We start from the raw sequence: 19905 nt of genomic DNA on the forward strand, positions 1-19905 counted from the left end.
CATGATCAGCCCATCAGTCTCGGCAGCAAATTGGCCGCAGCCGCATACACAAGGCCCTGCAGCGTCGTGTAATGCCAGATCAGGGCGCTGTTGTCCAACGTGGCGCGGCTGGCAGCGCCCAGGCGGCCGCTCCATGACCGGGCCAGCAGATAAGGCGCGACAAGCAGCAGCACCAGCACATGCAGGCCCTGGTAGCTCAGCATTGCCGCCACCGTCGCGCTCCAGGCTTGCGAGGACGGCGCCAGGCCCGCCTTCAGCTGGCCATGCCATTCGACGGCGAAGGCAGCGGCGGCGCACAGCGCTGCCGCCGCCACCGCAACACGCAGCCAGCGCTGCGAAGATTGCGCCGTCAATGTCCGCCGGGCCCATGCAATCAGCAGCGAACCCGCCGCCAGCAATGCGCAGGACAGCAGCGGCCATGGCGCGGGCGGCAGCGCGGCACCCGCTGGCGGACAGATCTCCAGGCGCATCGACAGATGGATGAAGGCAAACAGGAAGGATGCAAACACGGTGGCGTCGACCACCAGCATGATCATCGTCGCCCACCAGGACTGCGACGCCGGACCAGTCGCATTGACCGGCAGCCAGAGCTGGTCCGACACCCTGGCTGCCGGTTGCGGCGGCGGCTGGTCGGACTGCCATAGCCAGGCCAGTACGCCGACAATGGCGGCCAGGCCGAACAGCCATGCGACGACATGGAGCTTGAGCGTCAGCAGCAGGAAAAAGCCGGCGGTGCCGGCGGCAGCGACCAGCGGCCACCAGCTGTCGCCAGGCAGCACCATCAGGTAACGGGGATGCGCGGCAATGGGCGAAGTGGCAATGGTCTCGCGCAGCCCGGTAGCCGTGCCCGGCAGCCAGTGGCGGCCGGCCTGCACTTCCTCCATCAGCGCGGGCCTGTGCCACAGCGGGTCGGCGCTGTCGACCTGCGCAATGCTGCGGGTTGCATGGTCTTCCGAGGGCAGCCATTCCAGCGTGGAGGCGCGCCAGGGATTGCCGGCCTCGCGCGCCGGCCGGCGCAGCGCGCGCACCGCATCCACGATGAACAGCAGCACGCCGCCGGCAAACAGGAAGGCGCCTACGGTGGAAACCATGTTGAGCCAGTCCCAGCCCTGCCCGGCGCCATAGGTATAGACCCGGCGCGGCATGCCCAGCAGGCCGGTCAGGTGCATGGGAAAGAAGGCGATGTTGAAGCCGCCGAACATCAGCGCGAAGATCCAGCGCGCCAGCCGCTCCGAGAGCAGATTGCCGTTGACCAGCGGCAGCCAGTAATACATCGCCGCGAACACCGGGAAGACCATGCCGCCGATCAGCACGTAGTGAAAGTGCGCGACGATGAAGTAGGTGTCATGCACCTGCCAGTCGAAGGGCAGCACCGCCACCATCACGCCGGTCAGGCCGCCCAGCACGAAGATGAACATGAAACCGAGCAGGAACAGCGCCGGACCGCTGATGCGTATGGTGCCGCGCCACAGCGTGCCAATCCATGCGAACACCTGGATAGAGGTCGGCACCGCCACGGCCATGCTGGCCACCGACACGAAGCTCATCGACATCAGGCCCAGGCCGGCGGTGAACATGTGATGCGCCCACAGTCCGAAGCTGAAGAAGCCCACCGCCACCAGCGCCACGATCACCATGCCGCGCCCGACCAGCGGCTGGCCGGCGATGGTGGGAATCATGGTCGACACCATGCCGGCCGCCGGCAGGAAGATGATATAGACCTCCGGATGGCCGAAGAACCAGAACAGGTGCTGCCACAGCAAGGGGTCTCCGCCACGCTCGGCAATGAAGAAGGGCCAGTCGAAGGCGCGCTCCATTTCCAGCAGCGCGGTGCCGGCGATGATGGCGGGAAAGGCAAAGACGATCATCACGCCCACCACCAGCATGGCCCAGGCATAGACCGGCATGCGCGAGAGCGTCATGCCCGGCGCGCGGGTGAAGAGGATACCGACGATCAGCTCGATCGCGCCGGCAATGGCGGAAATCTCGATGAAGCCGATGCCCAGCAGCCAGAAGTCGGCATTCATCCCAGGCGAATACCTGGTGCCCGTCAGCGGCGGATACATGAACCAGCCGCCGTCCGGCGCCAGGCCGAAGAAGAGCGTGCAGAAGAAGGCCAGGCCGCCAAAGGCATAGGCCCAGTAGGCGTAGGCCGACAGCCGCGGGAACGGCAGGTCGCGTGCGCCCAGCATGCCGGGCAGCAGGTACACCGCGATTGCCTCCACCACCGGAATGGCGAACAGGAACATCATCACGGTGCCATGCATGGTGAAGACCTGGTTGTAGGCGGCCGGCCCCAGCAGGGTGTTGTCGGGCACGGCCAGTTGCAGCCGCATCAGCAGGCCCAGGATGCCGGCCAGCAGGAAGAACAAGAGCGCGGTGCCGATATAGAGCAGGCCGATACTGGTGTTGTTGACGCTCTTGAAGAAGCGCCAGCCGCGCGGGGTTTTCCATACCGCCTCCAGCCGCGCCAGTTCGCCGTCGGGACGCGGCAGCGAACTGGGCAGGCCATCGGCGCATGCGGGAGCGCGCTGGTTCATTTCAGATGCTCCAGATAGGCTGCCAGCGCCGACAGGCTGGCGCCGTCGATGCGCTCGAACGACGGCATGCGCGCACCCGGCTTGAGCGCCTGCGCGCCGGCGATCCATCCTGCCAGCGCGCCGGCATGGTTGGGCAGCGTGCCCGCGCCCAGGTAGCGCCGGCTGCCGACATGGGTCAGGTCCGGCCCCAGCGTGCCGTCGCCGGCGTCGTCGGTGTTGTCGGTCACGCCGCGTATCGCGTGGCAGGCATTGCAGCGCTGCGCCAGGAAGACGGCGCGGCCACGCTCGACCAGCGCATCGCCGGCCGGCGATGCGGCTGGCCGCGCCTGGGCGGCCAGCCAGGCGTCGAAATCCTGCTGGCTTTCGGCCACCACATGCAATGCCATTTTCGCGTGCTGCTCGCCGCAGTATTCCGCGCACTGGCCGCGATGCACGCCGGGCCGGTCCGCATGCAGCACCAGGCCGTTGACGCGGCCGGGTATCGCATCCAACTTGCCGCCCAGCGCCGGCACCCAGAAACTGTGGATCACGTCGCTTGCGGACAGGCCCACATACACCTTGCGTCCGACCGGCAGATGCAGTTCATTGGCCAGCACGATGTCGCGGCCGCTGGCGGCGTCGCGGTAGCGCACCTCCCACCACCACATGCGCGCCGTGACCGATACATGCAGCGCGTCCTGCGAGGTGCGGGTGCTGAGCTGGCCGCTGCGCCAGGTGGAAAACAGCAGCAGCGCCGACAGCACCGCCACCGGCAGCACGATGCCGCCGCCGGCGATCCACAACAGCGTGCCGGCCGGCCGGCCGCTGCGCAGCGACAGCGCAAGCAGCAGCATCACGCCCAGAAAGACGACCAGGCCGCCGCCGAACAGCAGCCAGCTGAGCTGGGTGATGATGGCCGCATCCGGGCCGGCGGGATGCAGCACCGACTGCGAGAGCCGCGCGCCGCAGCCTGGCAGCAGCGCGGCCGGCAGCATGGCCAGGCATGCCCGCGGGCGATGTCGATGACGATGACAGGCCTTGCGCATCATCGCAGTGTGTAGAGCGCGGCTGCGATGTGGCGCGCATCGTTTTCCGACACGCCCATCACGGGCATGCGGGTGCCGGGGACCAGCGCCGGCGGATCGACGATCCATGCCACCAGCCTGTCGGGCATGTTGGGCAGGCGGCCGGCGATATAGCTGCGGCGCCCGAACCTGTCCAGCGACGGGCCGCTGTCGCCGCCCGCGGCCTGCACGCCGGGAATGGCATGGCAGGCGCCGCACTGGTATTGCGCCATCAGCCCGATGCCGCGCGCCGCATCGCCACCGGCAACCCGCGGCGCCGCCTCGTCATCGCGGCCGCAGGCGGCCAGCAACAGCAGGCACAGTGCCGCACTGAGAGCGCCTGCATGGCCGCACCGCGCCATGCTCAGGCCCTGCTCCATGCCGTTGTCAGCCGCAAGGCATGGTGAAGGAAGGAGGAACGGTGCAGATTCATGACGGCTGGTTCAGGAAGCGTGGGGAAAGAATGGTGCGCGGGACGCGATGGCAAATTCTGCCGAGTTTTCCCCTGCCGCCGCTACGGTCCGCACAAGAAAGAGGAAAATTGCCGCGCTCAAAACGCCAGCGCTTGCGCGGACGCGGCGACATGCGTTGCAGGCCGTGCAGAATGACCCGCATCCGGCTTCAGGCAACTTCCCGCTTCCATCACATCAACGCTCTCATGACTTCCAACAAGCGCCTGGTCCTGCTGACAGTGGCCGCCACGCTGGCGGCTGGCATCGTTCTGGCTGCGCTTGCCGGCTCGCTGCTGCTGTTTTCCGGCTGGTACAACATCGGCGCCACCAGGCAGCACTGGCAGCCGGTCCACACCCTGCTCGAAAAGGGCATGCATTACTCGGTTCGCCATCATGCGCGCGCCATCACGCCGCCCGACCTGTCGGCAACGCAGATGGTGCGCCGTGGCGCGTCACTCTATGCCGGGCGCTGCGTGCAGTGCCACGGCGCGCCGGGCGTGGCGCAGCACGACATCGGCATGAGCATGCAGCCGATTCCGGGCCCGCTGGTCGACGCCGCAAGGCGCTGGAAGCCGGGCGAGCTGTACTGGATCACCCGGCACGGCATCAAGATGAGCGGCATGCCGGCCTGGGAATTCCGGCTTGCGGAGGAGGACATCTGGGCGGTGGTGGCCTTCATGGCTCAGCTGCCGGCCCTGTCGCCACGCGACTATGCCGCGATGGCGGAGGCTGCGCGATGAGCTGGCGCGCATGGTGCGCGCTCGGGCTTGCGGGCCTGCTCGCTGGCTGCGGCCAGAAACCGGCGCCGCAAGGCGTGACAGGAAACCCGGTGCGCGGCAGGCTGGCCCTGACCCAGTATGCCTGTCATGCCTGCCACCAGATTCCCGGCATCACCGGCTCGGCAGTGCATGTCGGTCCGCCTCTGGAAGGCTTTGCCAAGCGGCGCGTCATCGCCCGCAACCTGCCCAATACGCCGGCAAACCTGGCGCGCTGGATACGCGAGCCGCAAAAGATTGATCCGCATACCGCAATGCCTGCGCTCGGTGTTAGCGAGGAAGATGCGAAGGATATGGTGGCTTATCTGCTGACGCTGGATTGATTACCGGCGTCGTTGTGCAGCGGTGAGAGCGGGATTGCCAGCGCCGGGCTTGGCGACGCGGTGGACTTGCACGGTTGGCGTCAATCATGGTCACCGGCCTTTCAGCGTGGCGTTGCAGGCCCTGCTCTATTTGGCGTCAAGCGCGCGCACCGGCTTCCCGCCCGAGAATGGATGCCTTCCCGCCAGCGCCATCGCTCGCATCCGCCCTGCCCATGTACGCGCACCGCCTGCCGTCAACGCCCGCTCATAAGCCCGGTAGAACAATGCCGGCAAGGTCAGGGTAGCCAGCACCGCCGCCGTGTACAGGAAATTGACGCTGTAGCCAGACCAGTAGGCGACACGCCAGGACAGTGGCTCGAGCAGATAGACGAGAAGGATGTGAAAGGAAAACACCGGCAGCGAATACCTGCCCAGCAGGCTAAACCACGGCAGGCCGCGGCTGGCCGGCACCAGCCTGATGAGCCAGCAGAACAGCACCGCCTGGCTTGCGATATTGGCCACGCGAAGAATGCGCAGGTCTTCCTTTTCCACATAGGCCAGTAGCGCGTTACTGACCGGCAGGAGCTGATGCCGTGCCAGAAAAAAGCCGGCGGCAAGAACCACCGCGATCGCCAGACAGGCAGGATGCCGGAAGAATGCCGTCTGGCGTCGCACTTTGTGCAGGAAACCGGCATAGATGCCGCTTACCCAGAGCAGCTGCCAGGAAAGCAGGTTGAAGGAACCGGTGCTGACGCCGGTACCGAGGCGCTGTTCCAGCCATTCCTGCGGATCGAAATACTGGCCGAGCAGCCAGCATGCGATGCTGGCTCCGATCACGATCCGGTCATGCCCCCGGTGCAGCGCCGCCAGCAGCGGCGGGCTGAGCAGCAGGAAGAGGAAATACATCGGCAGGATGTCCATATACGACGGCTGGTGCAGCAGCAGCGCGCCGTACAGCAGCATGGCCAGCGCGCCGCCATGGTCGGGATAGAGCGGCGTGGGACGGTGCAGATACGAGGTCATGACCATGGCAAGGGCAAGCAGCGCCAGCAGCAGCACGAAGTGGTATCGGTAGACCCGCGCCGCCCGCTTCCACGCCTGACGAAGCAGCGCAGGCGGGCCGGGGTTGATGGCTGGCGAGGTATAGGCATTCATATAGCCGGACAGCATCACAAACGCAGCCGCTGCCGACACAAAGCCCAGGGGCTGGTACGTGAACTCGGCCATCCGCGTACCCAGATGGTCGGTCATCATGATTGCCAGAAAGATGCCACGCAGCGTGTCGAGACGGAAATCGCGGTTTGCCATAATTTGTTAAATGAGCACTTTTCATTTAACAATGCAATTTTCAGGCCAAACGCACAAATTACTTTCGCATCAGACAGTTAGTAAAATATTTTTCACGCCACTTGTTAAATGGTGTAATAAATTTCGACACGAAAATCGACACGAATTTACAATTTCTTTTGATTAATGGTTTCCAGCAAGGCAAGAATCCCGGCAGTGTCTACCGGCTTGACGAAGTGATGGTCAAACCCCGCTTCCATCGCTTCCTTCCGGTCGCGCTCCTGCCCGTAACCGGTTACGGCAATGAGCAGGGTAGATGCCGTTTGCGCTTGTGCACGCAACGCGCGTGCCAGCGCATTGCCATCCATGCCTGGCAAGCCGATATCGAGCAGGCATGCATCGGGCGCTTCACGGGCGGCTCGTTCGAGAGCGGCATGGGAATCGTGCTCGACGATCACCCTGTGTCCGCAGCTTTCGAGGAACAGCGCCAGCATGGCGGCAGCGTCGGCATTGTCATCGACGATCAGGATCTTCAGCGGCCGGGGCGGCGCAGCGGGAATGGCATCATCCTGCGCGGCGCCAGCAGGCCGGACCGGCTCGACCAGCCGTGGCAGCGATACCGTGAAACGACTGCCCAGCCCCCTGCCCGCGCTCTCGGCGCCGACCGTGCCCCGGTGCAGCTCCACCAGGCTGCGCACCAGCGCCAGGCCAATGCCCAGGCCGCCCTGCGACCGGTCCAGGCTGCGTTCGGCCTGGGTGAACAGGTCGAACGCGCTGGAAATCAGTTCGGCCGACATGCCAATGCCATTGTCCTGCACGGCAAACAGCACCCGCTCAGGCTGCACGTCGATGGCCACCGCAATGCTGCCTTCCTCCGGCGTGTACTTCACGGCGTTGTGCAACAGATTCACCAGCACCTGCACCATGCGCTTGCGGTCGGCCCAAACCAGTGCGGATTCGGGCGCGATGTGCACCGTCAGGTGATGCCGCCGCGCCTCGATGGCAGCGCGCACCTGCTCCACCGCGTCCGACACGATGGTCCTGACATCCAGGCTGACCGGACTGAGCTTGACCAGGCCGCGGGTCACGCGCGACACATCCAGCAGGTCGTCGATCAGGCCGGTCATGTGCCTGACCTGCCTGGAAATGATGGCGCTGGTCTGGGCCAGGCGGGCCTGGTCGAGCTGCGTCAGGCGCAGGAGGTCGGCCGCCGCGCCAATCGGCGCCAGCGGATTGCGCAGTTCATGCGCCAGCATGGCGAGGAATTCATCCTTGCGGCGGTCGGCTTCCTTCAGCTTTTCCTCGGCCCGCTTGCGCTCGGTGATATCCAGCACTACCGCCAGCGCGATATCGCCCGAGGCATTGCCGGTGTCGCGGATCAGGCTCACGGCGGTGTTGGCCCACACCGCCGAGCCGTCCGCGCGCAGATAGCGTTTCTCGATTTCGAATGGCTTGCCGTCCCGCACAAGCCTCTGGAACAGCAGCGCGGTCTGGCCCTGATCGTCCGGATGGGTGAGATCCTCAATCGACAGTCCAACCATTTCGGCACGGCTGCGCCCCAGCATCTGGCAATAGCGTTGATTGGCGCTGACGATCCGGCCTGTCAGGTCCGATTCGGCAATGCCGGCTGCAGTCTGCTCGAACAGCGACAGCAGATGGGCCTCGTTGCGGCGCAGCGCTTCGTTGGTGCGCACCCGCTCGATGTGGGCCCAGGAGCGGTCCACCAGCGCTTCGACCAGCGCGACCTCGTCATTCGACCAGTTGCGCGCCACCGCATGATGCACAGCCATCATCGCCACCAGCTTCCCGGCCTTGACCAACGGACAGCAGATGATGGCCTTGATGCCAATCGCGTTGAACATGGCCGCGCCGCCGCCGATGGCAAGTTCCTCATCCACATCCCGGATCACCAGTGTCCGGCCCGAGCGCATGTCATGCGCCGCGCGCTGGCCGAACAGGTTCAGCGAGTAGATGCCGACCGTGCTGGCCACGCCTGCTGCGGTCCAGTCGTGGCGTATCGTGAACTGGTCATTGTCCATTTCGACGTCGGCATAGGCGCAGCGGGTCACCTCCAGGCTTTCGCCGACCAGCCGGGTCACATCGGCCATGATGGCCTTTGCGTCAACGGCATTGCGGGTGGCCTGGCTGATCGCATCGAGCAAACTGAGCCGTTGTTCGACGCGCTTGCTTTCGGTGATGTCCACCGCGGTCGGCGCAACGAAGAGCACCTGCCCGGCATCATCCGTTACCGGCGAGAGCACCAGGTCGGCCATGCGTTCGCTGCCATCGGCGACAAAATACCGGGTCTCGACCCGGACCGGGCGTCCCTCGGCCGCTTCCAGCGCGCCGGCGCGCACCAGCTTCATCAGCGCATCGGACGGGCTCCACCAGCCGCATTCCCAGAACTTCCTGCCTATCATGTCCTCGCGCCGGAAGCCGCAGGCCTCGATGGAAAGCCGGTTCGCCTCGATCAGGGTGCCGTCGGGCAGCATCACGCAGGCGAAGTAATTGTCCTGCTCGAAAAACGTGCGGTACTTTGCGTTGGCTTCGGCTGCTGCAATGGCAGAGCGGATTGCCAGGCGCTCCTTCAGCTCGATCCGCTTTTGCTCGGTGATGTCGCGGATCTCGATCACCGTGGCGACCGGCACGCCCCTGCGGAATACCGGGCTGGCGGCGCACAGCACGTGAAAGGTGCTGCCATCCTTGCGGAAGAACAGGTCTTCATGGGCTCGGACATCGAAGCGTTCCGGCAGTGCGCGGTCGATCGGGCAGGCTTCCATCGGATAAGGCCGGCCATCGGGGTAGTGATGATGCACCAGCTCGTGCAAGGGCCTGGAGCGGATTTCCCCTACGGTATAACCTGTCATCTCCAGCCAGGCACGGTTTGCGTAGAGGCAGTAGCCGCGCTGGTCCATCATGGCAAAGCCCTGCGTCGAATTCTCGGCGATGGTCAGCGCCAGTTCGGCATGGTCAAACAGATCTCTTGATGCCGCATCGCCCCCGGTCTGGAATGCCAACCCGGCGTTCTCAAGCAATTCGCTGTGCCAGGCCAGCACCTGCTGCGCCGTTACGCCAAAACGTTCGGCCAGCACTTCCGCGCTCTGGTCTCGCTTGTGCGCGGCGAGTGCCACGGCGGCACGGAATGTGGGCGGATGATCGAAACCGGGTTGATCCTGCTGATCTGAGGATGCCATAAGGGGACAGGTCGAAATTGAACAAGAAAAATGCAAGCTCGGTGCTGACCATGCAACATCGCACGCCTTGAAACAATATCAGATCGGAAACAAAGTACATTGCCGTAACCAGACGCCTCGCGCACCTGCCGGCGGCTCCCCTGTGAGGGCGTTCTTGACGGCTTTGCGATTATTACATTTCGCTGGAAACCCATTTCCATGACATTCATGATCAAAGAGAAAAAGCCGGTATGCACCATGATCGATGATGCATACCGGCTTTCACGAAAGGCCGATAAGACCTGGCGATTGCAATCAAGCTGATGGCCGACGGATAAGCCGGCGATCCAACTCTGCAATCAGAGTTCGGGCGGAATTCGCGCTACCGCCCTGAATTTGTCAAAGCCACTTTCACGCAGCGGCTCGATCCGGTAGTGCAAATTGCGCAACCTTGCAATGAGCGCGTTGTAAACCTGTTCGCTCTCGGCGCCAATAATTCGATAGACCTCGCCGTCGCCATTTTCTATGCCGAACTGGCGAACGCTTCCGGCAGTAATCGCCTCCACTTCGGGCACACCCAGAAATGCAATCAATGCATGGTCGAATTTCGGAACCGCCTTGCCTTTTAACAGTATGGTTTCCATAAGATTTCCTTGATGCGAACAATCGGCGCCAATCGTTTCCGCCAAACTGCCGGCGATAGCGAAATGGCATTCTCCATTGATGCAGTAACATCGCTCCACCCCGATGAGGTATTGCAACGGGCAATAGCGCGTATGCCGCAAATGGCAACAACAAAGGCGCTGCGCAATTCCCGAAAGCGAAGCTAAAAAGCTAATTGCATAAAACGGGCCAGCCAGACAAAGGCGTATCGATTCAGTGCTTTAGTCCGAATTGAAAAACGCGCCGGCATGAATGTGTAAATTAAGCCGACAAATTTATATTTACATTTTTGCAGCATTCTTGAAGGGATGCCTTCGCAGGCAATCCCTGTTTCCCTGCATGTGCCGTATGTGGGTCAAGCTGCCGATGGGAGCGTGGTAATGATTTGCTCTTCGAAACCGAGGAAAGGTGGCTGCCCGCCCGCCGAGCGGGTTTGCGGGCCGGCATGCCACTTGCTTATAAGGAAGCAAAGATTTTTCCGGGCGCGTATCATACGCGGCTGTTTTTCATCAACGGATTGCCTGCCTCATGACACGCCCTAGTTACTTTCCGGACAACTTCACGCTGGCCATTGCGCTGACGGTGATTCTGGCCAGCGTGCTGCCCTGCTCCGGCCGCGTGGCCGATGTCGCGCATGACGTGACCAGCGTCTCGATTGCGCTGCTGTTCTTTCTGCACGGCGCCAAGCTGCCGCGCGAGGCCATCGTCGCCGGCGCCACCCATTGGCGGCTGCATCTCGTCATTCTGGCCAGCACCTTCATCGTGTTTCCGCTGCTGGGCTGGCTGATGAAGCCGCTGGCCCTGACGCTGATCACGCCGCAGCTCTACACCGGCCTGCTGTTCCTGTGCATGCTGCCCTCGACGGTGCAGTCGTCGATTGCCCTGGTGGCCGTGGCCCGCGGCAATGTGCCTGCCGCCATCTGCAGCGCGTCCGCCTCGAATCTGATCGGCATGTTCGCCACGCCCGTGCTGGTTGGCCTGTTCGTGGTGCATGGCATCTCGGCCAGCGCCTCTTTTGATTCCATCCTCAAGATCATCGTGCAGCTGCTCCTGCCCTTTGCGGCCGGCCAGATGCTGCGGCCGCGCATCGGCGGCTTCGTCGACCGCCACAAGCCCTCGCTGCGCCTGATCGACCAGGGCTCGATCCTGCTGGTGGTCTACACCGCCTTCAGCGAAGCGGTGATCCAGGGCTTGTGGCAGCAACTGCCGCCTTCGGCGCTGGCCGGCCTGGTGATGATCAATCTGCTGCTGCTCGGCGCCGCGCTGGCGGTGTCGACCCTGATCAGCCGCCGCATGGGCCTGTCGCGCGAGGATGAAATCACGCTGGTGTTCTGCGGCTCCAAGAAGAGCCTGGCCAGCGGCGTGCCGATGGCCAAGGTGCTGTTCGCCAGCCATGCGGTGGGCATGATCGTGCTGCCGCTGATGCTGTTCCACCAGATCCAGCTGATGCTGTGCGCCATGCTGGCGCAGCGCTATGCGCGCAGGAAGCAGGTTCTGATTCCCCTGAAACGCTGACATTCCGGACCGTCCAATGATGAATCCCTCTCCCAACCCGGCGCGCGGCCGGCATGGCATGGCAACCGCCCCTAACGCACTTGCCGCGCAAAGCGCAATGGCAGTGCTGCGCGAAGGCGGCAATGCGGTAGAGGCGATGATTGCCGCCGCAGCCACGATCGCGGTGGTCTATCCGCACATGAACAGCATCGGCGGCGATGGCTTCTGGCTGATTGCCCGGCCGGGCGAGGCGCCGCGCGGGCTGGAGGCCTGCGGCGCCGCGGCGGCCGCGGCCAGCATCGCGTCCTACCGGGAACGTGGCCTGTCCGCGATTCCGTTTCGCGGCGGCGTCGCGGCCAACACGGTCGCCGGCACCATTTCCGGCTGGGATGCAGCGCTTGGCTATTCGCGCGAGGCGTTGGGCGGACGGCTGCCGCTGGAACGGCTGCTGCAGGATGCCATCGACTATGCCCGCGATGGCATCCCGGTGACCCTGAGCCAGGCGCGCTGCACGGCCGGCAAGCGCGACGAACTGGCCTCCATTGCCGGCTTTGCCGATACCTTCCTGCCCGACGGCGCCGCGCCCGAAACCGGCAGCCTGTTCCTGCAGCCGCGGCTGGCAGCCACGCTCGAACAGCTGGCCCGCGCCGGGCTGGACGACTTCTATCGGGGAGACCTGGCCCACTCCATGGCAGCCGACCTGGCGCGGCTGGACAGCCCGCTGACGCGGGACGACCTGCGCCGCCACCATGCCGAATGGAAAACCCCGCTGGCGCTGCGGCACAGCCTGGGCACGGTCTACAACATGCCGCCGCCAACGCAGGGCCTGGTATCGCTGCTGATCCTGGGCCAGATCGACCGGCTGCTGCAGGCCGGCATGGACCCGGCCGGCGCGCCCTTCGTGCATGCCTGCGTCGAGGCAACCAAGCGCGCCTTCGCCATCCGCGACCGCGACATCACCGACCCGGCCTACATGACGGTCGACCCGCAGAGCCTGCTGGCGCCCGCAGCGCTGGACCGCATGGCCGCCGCCATCGACCCGCGGCAGGCAGCGTCCTGGGGCAAGGGCCTGGGCCCGGCCGACACGATCTGGATGGGCGTGATCGACCGCGACGGCGTGGCGGTGAGCTTCATCCAGAGCATCTACCATGAGTTCGGCAGCGGCATCGTGCTGCCGGCCTCGGGCGTGAACTGGCAGAACCGCGGCTGCAGCTTCAGCCTCGACCCGGCGGCGCGCAACCCGCTGACGCCGGGCCGCAAGCCCTTCCACACCCTGAACCCGGCGCTGGCCCGCTTCGACGACGGCCGCACCCTGGTCTACGGCAACATGGGCGGCGACGGCCAGCCGCAATCGCAGAGCGCAGTGTTTTCCCGCATTGCCCTGTTTGGCATGAACCCGCAGGCCGCCATCAGCGCGCCGCGCTGGCTGCTTGGCCGCACCTGGGGCCAGACCAGCGACAGCCTGAAGCTGGAAGCGCGCTTTTCCGACGAGGCGGTCGCGGCGCTGCGGGCCATGGGGCACGAGGTGGATATGCTGGGCGCCTGGGATGAAACCATGGGCCATGCGGGGGTGATCGTGCGCCATGCCAATGGCTTGCTGGAAGGCGGCTCCGACCCGCGCAGCGACGGCGCGGCCGCGGGCTGGTAGGGGCGGACCGGGCGCTACGGCGTTCGCAAGGTGAAATGCTGAGCGATTGTCATGCGCCGTATTTCTGGCACGGAGGCGGTTGACATTCCTTTTGGAGCGGCTGTGGCTTTCGCCGTTGCCGTTGCCGTTGCCGTTGCCGTTGCCGTTGCCGTTGCCGTTGCCGTTGCTTTTGACGTGGCAGTTCAAGTCCCGTTGAGCGCGCCGTGGCGGCGATGCCTGAAGCGGATAAGGTGCGGCGTCTGTCTGAGCGAAGCGCAGCGCAGCGAGTTTAGCCGCGCCCCTCTTCAGGCATCGCCGTCACGGGGACCCCGCGCAGCGGGGCGCGATCACCGGGTCGCCTTTTCTTGCCTACTTCTTTTGGCGAAGCAAAAGAAGTAGGTCGCCTGCCGGGGCGAACACCCGGCCTGGTCATGACGACAGTGCAGTGGGCTTGTTTCACCCGGCGTAAGGACGTCACTGCGAAGCAGCAGCTGCTTTTGACTTTGCAGTTCGCAGTTTGCTTGGAAACGTCAAAGACAACACCGACAGTGCTGCCCGTGCCTTGCCGGGTGACGCAAGGCGATCGCACTGTCGTGGAGACAAGCCGGGAGTCCGTCCCGGCGGCCGGGTCACTTTTTTTGCTTCGCCAAAAAAAGTAACCAAAAAAGGCGACCCGGTGATCGCGCCCTGCTGACGCAGGGTTCCCGTGTCAGCGGTGCCCGGAGCGGGGCGCGGCTAAACTCGCTACGCTGCGCTTCGCTCAGACAGACGCCGCACCTTTTCCGCTCCGGGCACCGCTGACACGGCGCGCTCAACGGGATTTCACTGCAACGGCAACGACAACGGCAACTGCAACTGTCGCTACGCGTACATCAAATGCAACAGCGACGTTATCCACTTCGTAGGGTGCAATACCCGAAGGGCATTGCACCGCCGTTCGCAAACCGGGACCGTATTGTCGGCCGGCTTCCCTGCCCGGCCAACGGTGCAATGCCCCTGCGGGGTATTGCACCCTGCAAGGGGCTTGCGTCAGGGCTTGGTGCTCTCCTGCGCATCGCGCGACGCCAGCTGCCGGTTTTTCTCTTCCAGCGTATGGATCAGCCCATCGATGCCGCCGTTGTTCACTTCCGACGCAAAGGTAGTGCGGTAGGTTTCGCTGAGCCAGGCGCCCATCACGTTGACGTCATAGATCTTCCAGCCGGTCGTGGACTTGTGCAGCCGGTAGCTTACTTCCACCGGCTCCGGCCGGCGCGGCAGCCTCACCTCCGAGCGCACTTCGACGTCGGTGTCGGTCGGGTCCATGCGCAGCGGCTTGAAGGTCATGGTCTGGTCCTTGATCTGCGACATCGCGCCGGCATAGGTATGCAGCAGGAGATTGCGGAACTCCTCGGACAGCTTCTGGCGCTGCTCGGGCGTGGCCTGGCGCCAGTTGCGGCCCAGGGTCAGCGCGGTGCCGCGCTGGAAATCCAGATGCGGCAGGATGCGCGACTCCACTACCGCATAGATGCGCTTGCGGTCGCCGGCCTGGATCGCCGGATCGTTGCGAGCAAGATCCATCACTTCCTGGCTGACCCGGCGGATCAGCGCGTCAGGCGCTTCCTGGGCCCGCGCCAGTCCACAGACGGCAAGAAAGAGCATGGCTAACAAAAGGGAAAAACGGTTCAGCACGGAGATTGAAGACATGGCGGGATGGTGGGATGACGAGAGGATGAACGACGACGAAAACGAGGGCATGGTAACAGCAAATGCCGGCGCGCCTGACTTGCAACGAGGCAAACCCGAACCTGCCGCCGGCAACACGACTCCACAGGCAGGCCACTATCCCGCCACCGGCAGCAAGCGCAGCCCGGCGCTGTGCCAGCGCCGGCCAGCCTTGTCGATGGCCAGCAGGTCGACGCCCTCGATGCCGGCAGCCAGGGCAAGCGAGCGCTTTGCGCCCATCACCATGCAGGCGGTCGACAGCCCGTCGGCCAGGATGCCGGTGGGCGCGACCACCGTCACTGCGGCCAGTTCCGCCGGCGAGGCGCCGGTGGCCGGGTCGAAGATATGGTGGCGGCTGAAGTCGGCGCTGAAGGCGCTGGCATAGTCGCCGGAGGTGGCGACGCAGCGGCCGTCGAGTTCGAGCGCGCCGGCATAGGCGTCTGCCCGGCGCGGGTCGCGTACGCCCAGCGTCCAGGCCCTGCCCTGCCCGGCCTGGCCGAGCGCGCCGAATTCGCCAGTGTCGATCAGCGCATGGCGGATGCCGCGCGCCGCCAGCGCCGCCCGCGCCAGGTCCAGCGCATGGCCCTGGGCGATGCCGTTCAGCGTAATTGCCATGCCGGGGCGCAGGATGACGCCGCCGGCATCCGCGCTCATGCGCCGCCAGCCGATCAGTGGCAGCGCCGGCGCCCGGTCCAGGCCCTGACGCGCCAGGTCCCACAGCGGCTGGACGGTGATGTCAAAAGCGCCGTCGCTCAGGGCCGACAGCCGGGCCGCTTCCCGCAGCACCGCCAGCAGATTAGCATTGGGCTGCGCCAGGTACCCATCGCGGTTCAGGGTATGCACCTGGCTGCCTGGCCGGTAAATGCTCATCAGCGCGTCGACCGTGCGCGCCTGGGACAGCGCATCCGCAATCGCCAGTTCGGCCATGCGCTGATCGTCATGCAGCACCTTGACGCTGATCTCGGTGCCGAAGGCGAGGTCGGCGCCGGCATACATGCGCAGCCTTGCCTGCGGCCCGCGGGCCAGATCGCCGGCGGCCGGCCGCAGCAGGCCCCAGCCCAGCGCGCCGGCCGTGCCCAGACCCATTGCGGCGGAGAGGAAGGTACGGCGTTGCATCGCGGCTCCTTTCAGATCAGGCAGACAGGGAATGCACGGGAATGACGCGGGCGCGCTTCTTCTCCATAATCAGCGGCGCGCACAGGGCGTCGCTCTGGTGGATCACCACGCAGTCCATGCATTGAAAGCAGTCTTCATAGCGTATTCCACCGTCCGGGCGGATCGCCTCGTACTCGCAGCGGTGGCGGCAGGTCTGGCATGGCTTGCCGCATTCCTTGCGGCGCGGCAGCCAGTCCAGCAGCCGAAAGCGACCCAGCACGGCCAGCCCGGCGCCGAACGGGCACAGGTAGCGGCAGAAGAACTTGTAGACCACCGCGCTGCCCAGCAGCAGGCCGCCGGCATACAGCACGAAAGGCCAGGAACGCACGAAGTTGAGGGTGATCGCGGTCTTGAATGGCTCGGCTTCCACCAGCGCGTCGGTCCAGGCCGGCGCCAGGAACACGCTGGCCAGAATCGCCGCCAGCGCCAGGTACTTCAGCAGCTTGAGCCGGGCATCGGTGGCACGCCGCAGCCTGATCTGGGGTACCCGCAGCAGGCGCGCCGCCTTGCCGACGAATTCCTGCAGCGCGCCGAACGGGCACAGCCAGCCGCAGAAGGTGCCACGGCCCCAGACCAGCAGCGACACCAGCACGAAGGCCCACAGCGACACCGACATCGGGTCGTACAGGAAGAAGGACAGGTCGCGGCCATCGCGCATGGCCTGCAGCAGGCCGGTCAGGTTGACGATGGAAAGCTGGCCCTGGGCATACCAGCCGATGAACAGCGCGGTGAACAGCAGGTACGCCTGGCGGAACCAGGCGAAGCGGCGCCGGTTGGCCGTCAGCGCTCCCTGCCGCGCCAGCGCGACCGTCAGCACCAGCAGCCCGGCTGCCAGCAGCGCCAGGTCGGGCCAGCGCTGCCGCCATACCGCAACCCAGGTCCTGTCGTTGGCGGCAGGCGCATCGTAGAAGCGCGCCGGCAGCGCCAGCCGGCTGAAAAACTCCCGATGGAAGCGTTCCGGATAGATCATGCCCTTGGCGCGCCTGACCACCAGCGCCAGTTCCAGCGGGTGCGCCAGGTCCAGCCCGGACTGGGCAATGATGCGGAATACCCGCAGCGACTTGCCGCGCAGGGCAGGCTCCGTGGTCTTCAGGTCAAGGTCCAGGTCGCGCATCTCGATGGCCAGGCCGTTCTGCTTCAGCAGCAGGCGATCCGGCGCGGTGCCGGCCACGAAGTCGTCGCCGATGATGCCGTAGCGCCCTTCATACAGCACCAGCAAGGCATGGTCGCCGGGATCGAGCCGGCCTGACAGCTTGTTCCACGATGCCGGCGTGAGCAGGTTGCGGCCGACGCTGGGCACCGACGCCAGCGCGACATGGAAGTCGCTCATCACGGCGTCAGGCCGGGCCAGCGCCTCGGCATCGATGCCGGCCGCGGCGGTGTCGGCAAATGCTTCCTCGACCTGGCGGTTGGTCAGCGTCACATGCTGTACCAGCCCTTCCCTTTGCAATGCCTCGAAGGAGAGACTCTCGAACACATCCGGCTTCAGGCGCGCGATCTGGTCCGGGTCGGCCGCGCCGGCAAAGCCCAGCCTGGCCCGCGCCACCTTCAGCGCCGACGACAGCACGCTCTGGTTGATGATGCGCACCGAGGCGGTGGCCTTGGCCACGCCGTCGATATGGACCACATTGCCGTCCTGCTTCGGGCCGGCCCGCGGCGCGGTGTCGATGGCAATGCTCTGGTTCAGCGCCAGGCCGCGATACTGGCTGGCAAAGCGCGCCATTGGCGCCTCGCCCAGGCCTTCCAGGAATACCGGCTCATGGTGCGACACCACCCGCACGTCAAGGAACTGGCCCTTCGGATCGATTGCCACCAGCAGATTGATCGGCACGCCGGAAAAGCCGGGCACCGGCGCGAAGTCGATCGACTCGAAGGCATAGCCCACCAGCTCGGTGGCGGTGGCATTCTGGCGCAGCAGCGGCCAGACCGGCAGCGTGGCGTCGCGCTCGCCCACCATCAGCGGCGACGGGAAATAGCGGGCCATCGCGTCGCGCGTGAGCGCGCCGGCCGCCGCCGGCGCGGCAACGATCCATGCCAGCAGCAGCCAGGCCAATGCCGCGCGCAGCACGGTGCGCTGGATTGCCCTAGGGCGTGACGGGCTGGACGCCATGCCTGGCGAAGATGCGGCCCATTTCACCCGAGGCGGTCAGTTCGGCCAGCGCCTGCTGCAGCGCCTGCGCCAGGTCGCGCGCCTCCTTCTTCACCGCCATGCCGATCGCCCAGCCTTGCGAGGGCAGCCGCTGGAACGCCACCTGCTGGATGCCGAAGCGGGAATCGTCGCGCAGCACCGACTCGATCTCCGAGCGGTGCGCCAGCACGCCGGCCAGCTTGCCGGCCTTCAGGTCCTGCAGCGCTTCGACCGCGGTCGGATAGATGCGCACCTTGTCGCGGAACTTGCCATCGCCCTCGCCCAGCAGCAGCACGGCGGCGATCGACACCTTTTCCACGCCGATCTCGCGCCCCTGCAGCGAGTCAAGGCCGTCGAAGCGCGGCACCGCTTCCTTGCTGTAGGCCAGGCGCACGGTCTCGCGGTAGTACGGCGCGAAGATCTCCACCTTGTCATTGCGGGCGACCAGGAAGCGGTCCACCGGCACATGCAGCATCACGTCGGCCGGTCCGTAGCCGAGGTAATGGCCCTTCCACACCATGTTGCGCAGGTCGTCGCCCACTTCCTCGCCAGCCGGAAAGGGCAGGAGCGCCATCTTCAGGCCCAGCTTTTTCGCCAGCGCGTCGGCGATATCGACATCGATGCCGCCAGCTTCAGAGGAAAACGGCGCCATGTCCTTGTAGACCGCCACCTTGAGGGAGCCGGACTGGCGGATCTTGTCCATGTCGGCGCTGGCCGGCGCGGACATCGTCAGCGCAACGCAGGCCAGGATCAGTGCGGCCGCGCAGCGGATGAGGGAAAAAAACATGAGGGTCTCCAGTGTTCTTATGCGGCCGCCCTCGTTGCGGGGCGGCCTGGTTGCTGCGACGTTACTTCACCTCGCGCCGGGTTTCCAGGTAGGCCTTGATGGCCCATACCGCTTCCTGGTTCAGCACGCCATCGAACGGCGGCATGTAGACCGCGCCGTTGCGCACCTTGCCCTTGCGCACGCTGGTGCTGAAGTAATCATCGTTGTCCTTGATGCAGGCCTTGCGCTTTGCTTCGACCTTCTGCGTCATGCAGTCGCGGTCGAGCAGGCGCAGGTCCGGCGCGATGCCGCCCGAAACCGCATCGATCCCGTGGCAGCGTGCGCAGTTGGCACCATAAGCCGAGGCGCCAACTTTTTGCGCCTCCTTGTTGTCGCGATAAGGATTCTCGGCGGCCCACTTGTCGCCCAGCGGCGGCAGCGACTTGGTGTCGACCACCTGGGGCGTCACATCGCCATGGGCATGCGCCACCGGCGAGAGGAAGGCGGAAGCCGCCAGGACCAGAGTGCAGAGGAAGGATGTGTTGCGCATGGAATGTCTCCTGGGTATAAAAAGCGAATGCCATCCCTACCGCAATTGCCGTGCCAGCCGCCATTCAACCTTGTCGGGCGGGTTGTTCGGTAAACGGTTGCGCCATTTCTCAACAGGTGTACCATTGCGAAAAAAAACAGCAACTTAAAGTGCATCAAGACCAAAAACCAAGAAGGAGCGGTTATGGCAGGAGACAACACCGGCGGAGCCGGTAACGGCGTTCGGGCAGGCGCGGGAACAGATGGCAT

General features: G+C 65.2%; 15 protein-coding genes. 4 read left to right on the forward strand and 11 right to left on the reverse strand.

The window, feature by feature from the left end:
• Positions 1–5 precede the first annotated feature (5 nt).
• Genes ctaD through KTQ42_RS08050 form a run of 3 tightly spaced genes read right to left on the reverse strand, consistent with a single transcriptional unit; the run spans position 6 to position 3963 of the window.
• The gene (ctaD, locus tag KTQ42_RS08040; RefSeq protein ID WP_217345040.1) at positions 6–2540 is read right to left on the reverse strand and encodes a cytochrome c oxidase subunit I; all 2535 of its coding nucleotides are present in this window, start codon (positions 2538–2540) and stop codon (positions 6–8) included.
• Positions 2537–3514, reverse strand: coding sequence for a cytochrome c oxidase subunit II (locus KTQ42_RS08045; RefSeq protein ID WP_217345041.1), 978 nt, complete (start codon positions 3512–3514; stop codon positions 2537–2539). The genes ctaD and KTQ42_RS08045 overlap by 4 nt, the downstream gene beginning before the upstream one ends.
• Before the next feature lie 50 nt (positions 3515–3564).
• Positions 3565–3963 (reverse strand): cytochrome c, encoded by a 399-nt coding sequence (locus KTQ42_RS08050; RefSeq protein ID WP_249222681.1) that lies wholly within the window; start codon positions 3961–3963, stop codon positions 3565–3567.
• A 278-nt stretch (positions 3964–4241) separates the two neighbouring features.
• Here KTQ42_RS08050 and KTQ42_RS23910 point away from each other — a divergent pair, with 278 nt between their 5' ends.
• Both KTQ42_RS23910 and KTQ42_RS23915 read left to right on the forward strand, forming a co-directional pair.
• Positions 4242–4775 (forward strand): cytochrome c, encoded by a 534-nt coding sequence (locus KTQ42_RS23910; RefSeq protein WP_249222682.1) that lies wholly within the window; start codon positions 4242–4244, stop codon positions 4773–4775.
• Positions 4772–5134, forward strand: a complete 363-nt coding sequence (locus tag KTQ42_RS23915; RefSeq protein WP_249222683.1) for a cytochrome c — start codon at positions 4772–4774, stop codon at positions 5132–5134. Before KTQ42_RS23910 ends, KTQ42_RS23915 begins: the two co-directional genes overlap by 4 nt.
• Positions 5135–5260: 126 nt before the next feature.
• Here KTQ42_RS23915 and opgC read toward each other — a convergent pair whose 3' ends face one another.
• The 3 genes from opgC to KTQ42_RS08070 all read right to left on the reverse strand — a co-directional run bounded on the left by opgC (position 5261) and on the right by KTQ42_RS08070 (position 10217).
• Positions 5261–6421, reverse strand: coding sequence for an OpgC domain-containing protein (opgC, locus tag KTQ42_RS08060; protein WP_217345042.1), 1161 nt, complete (start codon positions 6419–6421; stop codon positions 5261–5263).
• 146 nt (positions 6422–6567) lie between these two features.
• Positions 6568–9594, reverse strand: a complete 3027-nt coding sequence (locus KTQ42_RS08065) for a PAS domain S-box protein (RefSeq protein ID WP_217345043.1) — start codon at positions 9592–9594, stop codon at positions 6568–6570.
• 338 nt (positions 9595–9932) lie between these two features.
• Entirely contained in the window at positions 9933–10217 is a 285-nt protein-coding gene (locus KTQ42_RS08070; protein ID WP_217345044.1) for a hypothetical protein, read from the reverse strand.
• Positions 10218–10764: 547 nt separating this feature from the next.
• Here KTQ42_RS08070 and KTQ42_RS08075 point away from each other — a divergent pair.
• Together KTQ42_RS08075 and KTQ42_RS08080 are read left to right on the forward strand one after the other, a co-directional pair.
• Positions 10765–11751, forward strand: coding sequence for a bile acid:sodium symporter family protein (locus KTQ42_RS08075; RefSeq protein ID WP_217345045.1), 987 nt, complete (start codon positions 10765–10767; stop codon positions 11749–11751).
• A 16-nt stretch (positions 11752–11767) separates the two neighbouring features.
• On the forward strand, positions 11768–13378 hold the full coding sequence (locus tag KTQ42_RS08080; RefSeq protein ID WP_283093264.1) for a gamma-glutamyltransferase family protein: 1611 nt from the start codon (positions 11768–11770) through the stop codon (positions 13376–13378).
• Between the two features lie 1008 nt (positions 13379–14386).
• Here the strand turns inward: KTQ42_RS08080 and KTQ42_RS08085 are convergent.
• The 5 genes from KTQ42_RS08085 to pedF all read right to left on the reverse strand — a co-directional run bounded on the left by KTQ42_RS08085 (position 14387) and on the right by pedF (position 19657).
• Positions 14387–15040, reverse strand: coding sequence for an ABC transporter substrate-binding protein (locus KTQ42_RS08085; protein ID WP_249222684.1), 654 nt, complete (start codon positions 15038–15040; stop codon positions 14387–14389).
• Between the two features lie 135 nt (positions 15041–15175).
• A complete protein-coding gene (locus KTQ42_RS08090; protein WP_217345046.1) occupies positions 15176–16174 on the reverse strand; it encodes an FAD:protein FMN transferase in 999 nt (332 codons plus the stop codon).
• Positions 16175–16190: 16 nt separating this feature from the next.
• Complete coding sequence (locus tag KTQ42_RS08095; protein WP_217345047.1) at positions 16191–18323, reverse strand: 4Fe-4S binding protein; 2133 nt, start codon at positions 18321–18323, stop codon at positions 16191–16193.
• Positions 18298–19128 carry a transporter substrate-binding domain-containing protein gene (locus tag KTQ42_RS08100; protein WP_217345048.1) on the reverse strand — a complete coding sequence of 277 codons (831 nt, stop codon included), beginning with the start codon at positions 19126–19128 and terminating at the stop codon, positions 18298–18300. The genes KTQ42_RS08095 and KTQ42_RS08100 overlap by 26 nt, the downstream gene beginning before the upstream one ends.
• Before the next feature lie 61 nt (positions 19129–19189).
• Entirely contained in the window at positions 19190–19657 is a 468-nt protein-coding gene (pedF, locus tag KTQ42_RS08105) for a cytochrome c-550 PedF (RefSeq protein ID WP_217345049.1), read from the reverse strand.
• Positions 19658–19905 lie beyond the last annotated feature (248 nt).

Source organism: Noviherbaspirillum sp. L7-7A (assembly GCF_019052805.1).
GTDB lineage: Bacteria > Pseudomonadota > Gammaproteobacteria > Burkholderiales > Burkholderiaceae_D > Noviherbaspirillum_A.

What these genes read in the sequence shown, in the direction of transcription:
- ctaD (WP_217345040.1), bottom strand. Translation starts at nt 2,540, where the DNA reads ATGAACCAGCGCGCTCCCGCATGCGCCGATGGCCTGCCCAGTTCGCTG.
- KTQ42_RS08045 (WP_217345041.1), bottom strand. Translation starts at nt 3,514, where the DNA reads ATGCTGCCGGCCGCGCTGCTGCCAGGCTGCGGCGCGCGGCTCTCGCAG.
- KTQ42_RS08050 (WP_249222681.1), bottom strand. Translation starts at nt 3,963, where the DNA reads ATGGAGCAGGGCCTGAGCATGGCGCGGTGCGGCCATGCAGGCGCTCTC.
- KTQ42_RS23910 (WP_249222682.1), top strand. Translation starts at nt 4,242, where the DNA reads ATGACTTCCAACAAGCGCCTGGTCCTGCTGACAGTGGCCGCCACGCTG.
- KTQ42_RS23915 (WP_249222683.1), top strand. Translation starts at nt 4,772, where the DNA reads ATGAGCTGGCGCGCATGGTGCGCGCTCGGGCTTGCGGGCCTGCTCGCT.
- opgC (WP_217345042.1), bottom strand. Translation starts at nt 6,421, where the DNA reads ATGGCAAACCGCGATTTCCGTCTCGACACGCTGCGTGGCATCTTTCTG.
- KTQ42_RS08065 (WP_217345043.1), bottom strand. Translation starts at nt 9,594, where the DNA reads ATGGCATCCTCAGATCAGCAGGATCAACCCGGTTTCGATCATCCGCCC.
- KTQ42_RS08070 (WP_217345044.1), bottom strand. Translation starts at nt 10,217, where the DNA reads ATGGAAACCATACTGTTAAAAGGCAAGGCGGTTCCGAAATTCGACCAT.
- KTQ42_RS08075 (WP_217345045.1), top strand. Translation starts at nt 10,765, where the DNA reads ATGACACGCCCTAGTTACTTTCCGGACAACTTCACGCTGGCCATTGCG.
- KTQ42_RS08080 (WP_283093264.1), top strand. Translation starts at nt 11,768, where the DNA reads ATGATGAATCCCTCTCCCAACCCGGCGCGCGGCCGGCATGGCATGGCA.
- KTQ42_RS08085 (WP_249222684.1), bottom strand. Translation starts at nt 15,040, where the DNA reads ATGTCTTCAATCTCCGTGCTGAACCGTTTTTCCCTTTTGTTAGCCATG.
- KTQ42_RS08090 (WP_217345046.1), bottom strand. Translation starts at nt 16,174, where the DNA reads ATGCAACGCCGTACCTTCCTCTCCGCCGCAATGGGTCTGGGCACGGCC.
- KTQ42_RS08095 (WP_217345047.1), bottom strand. Translation starts at nt 18,323, where the DNA reads ATGGCGTCCAGCCCGTCACGCCCTAGGGCAATCCAGCGCACCGTGCTG.
- KTQ42_RS08100 (WP_217345048.1), bottom strand. Translation starts at nt 19,128, where the DNA reads ATGTTTTTTTCCCTCATCCGCTGCGCGGCCGCACTGATCCTGGCCTGC.
- pedF (WP_217345049.1), bottom strand. Translation starts at nt 19,657, where the DNA reads ATGCGCAACACATCCTTCCTCTGCACTCTGGTCCTGGCGGCTTCCGCC.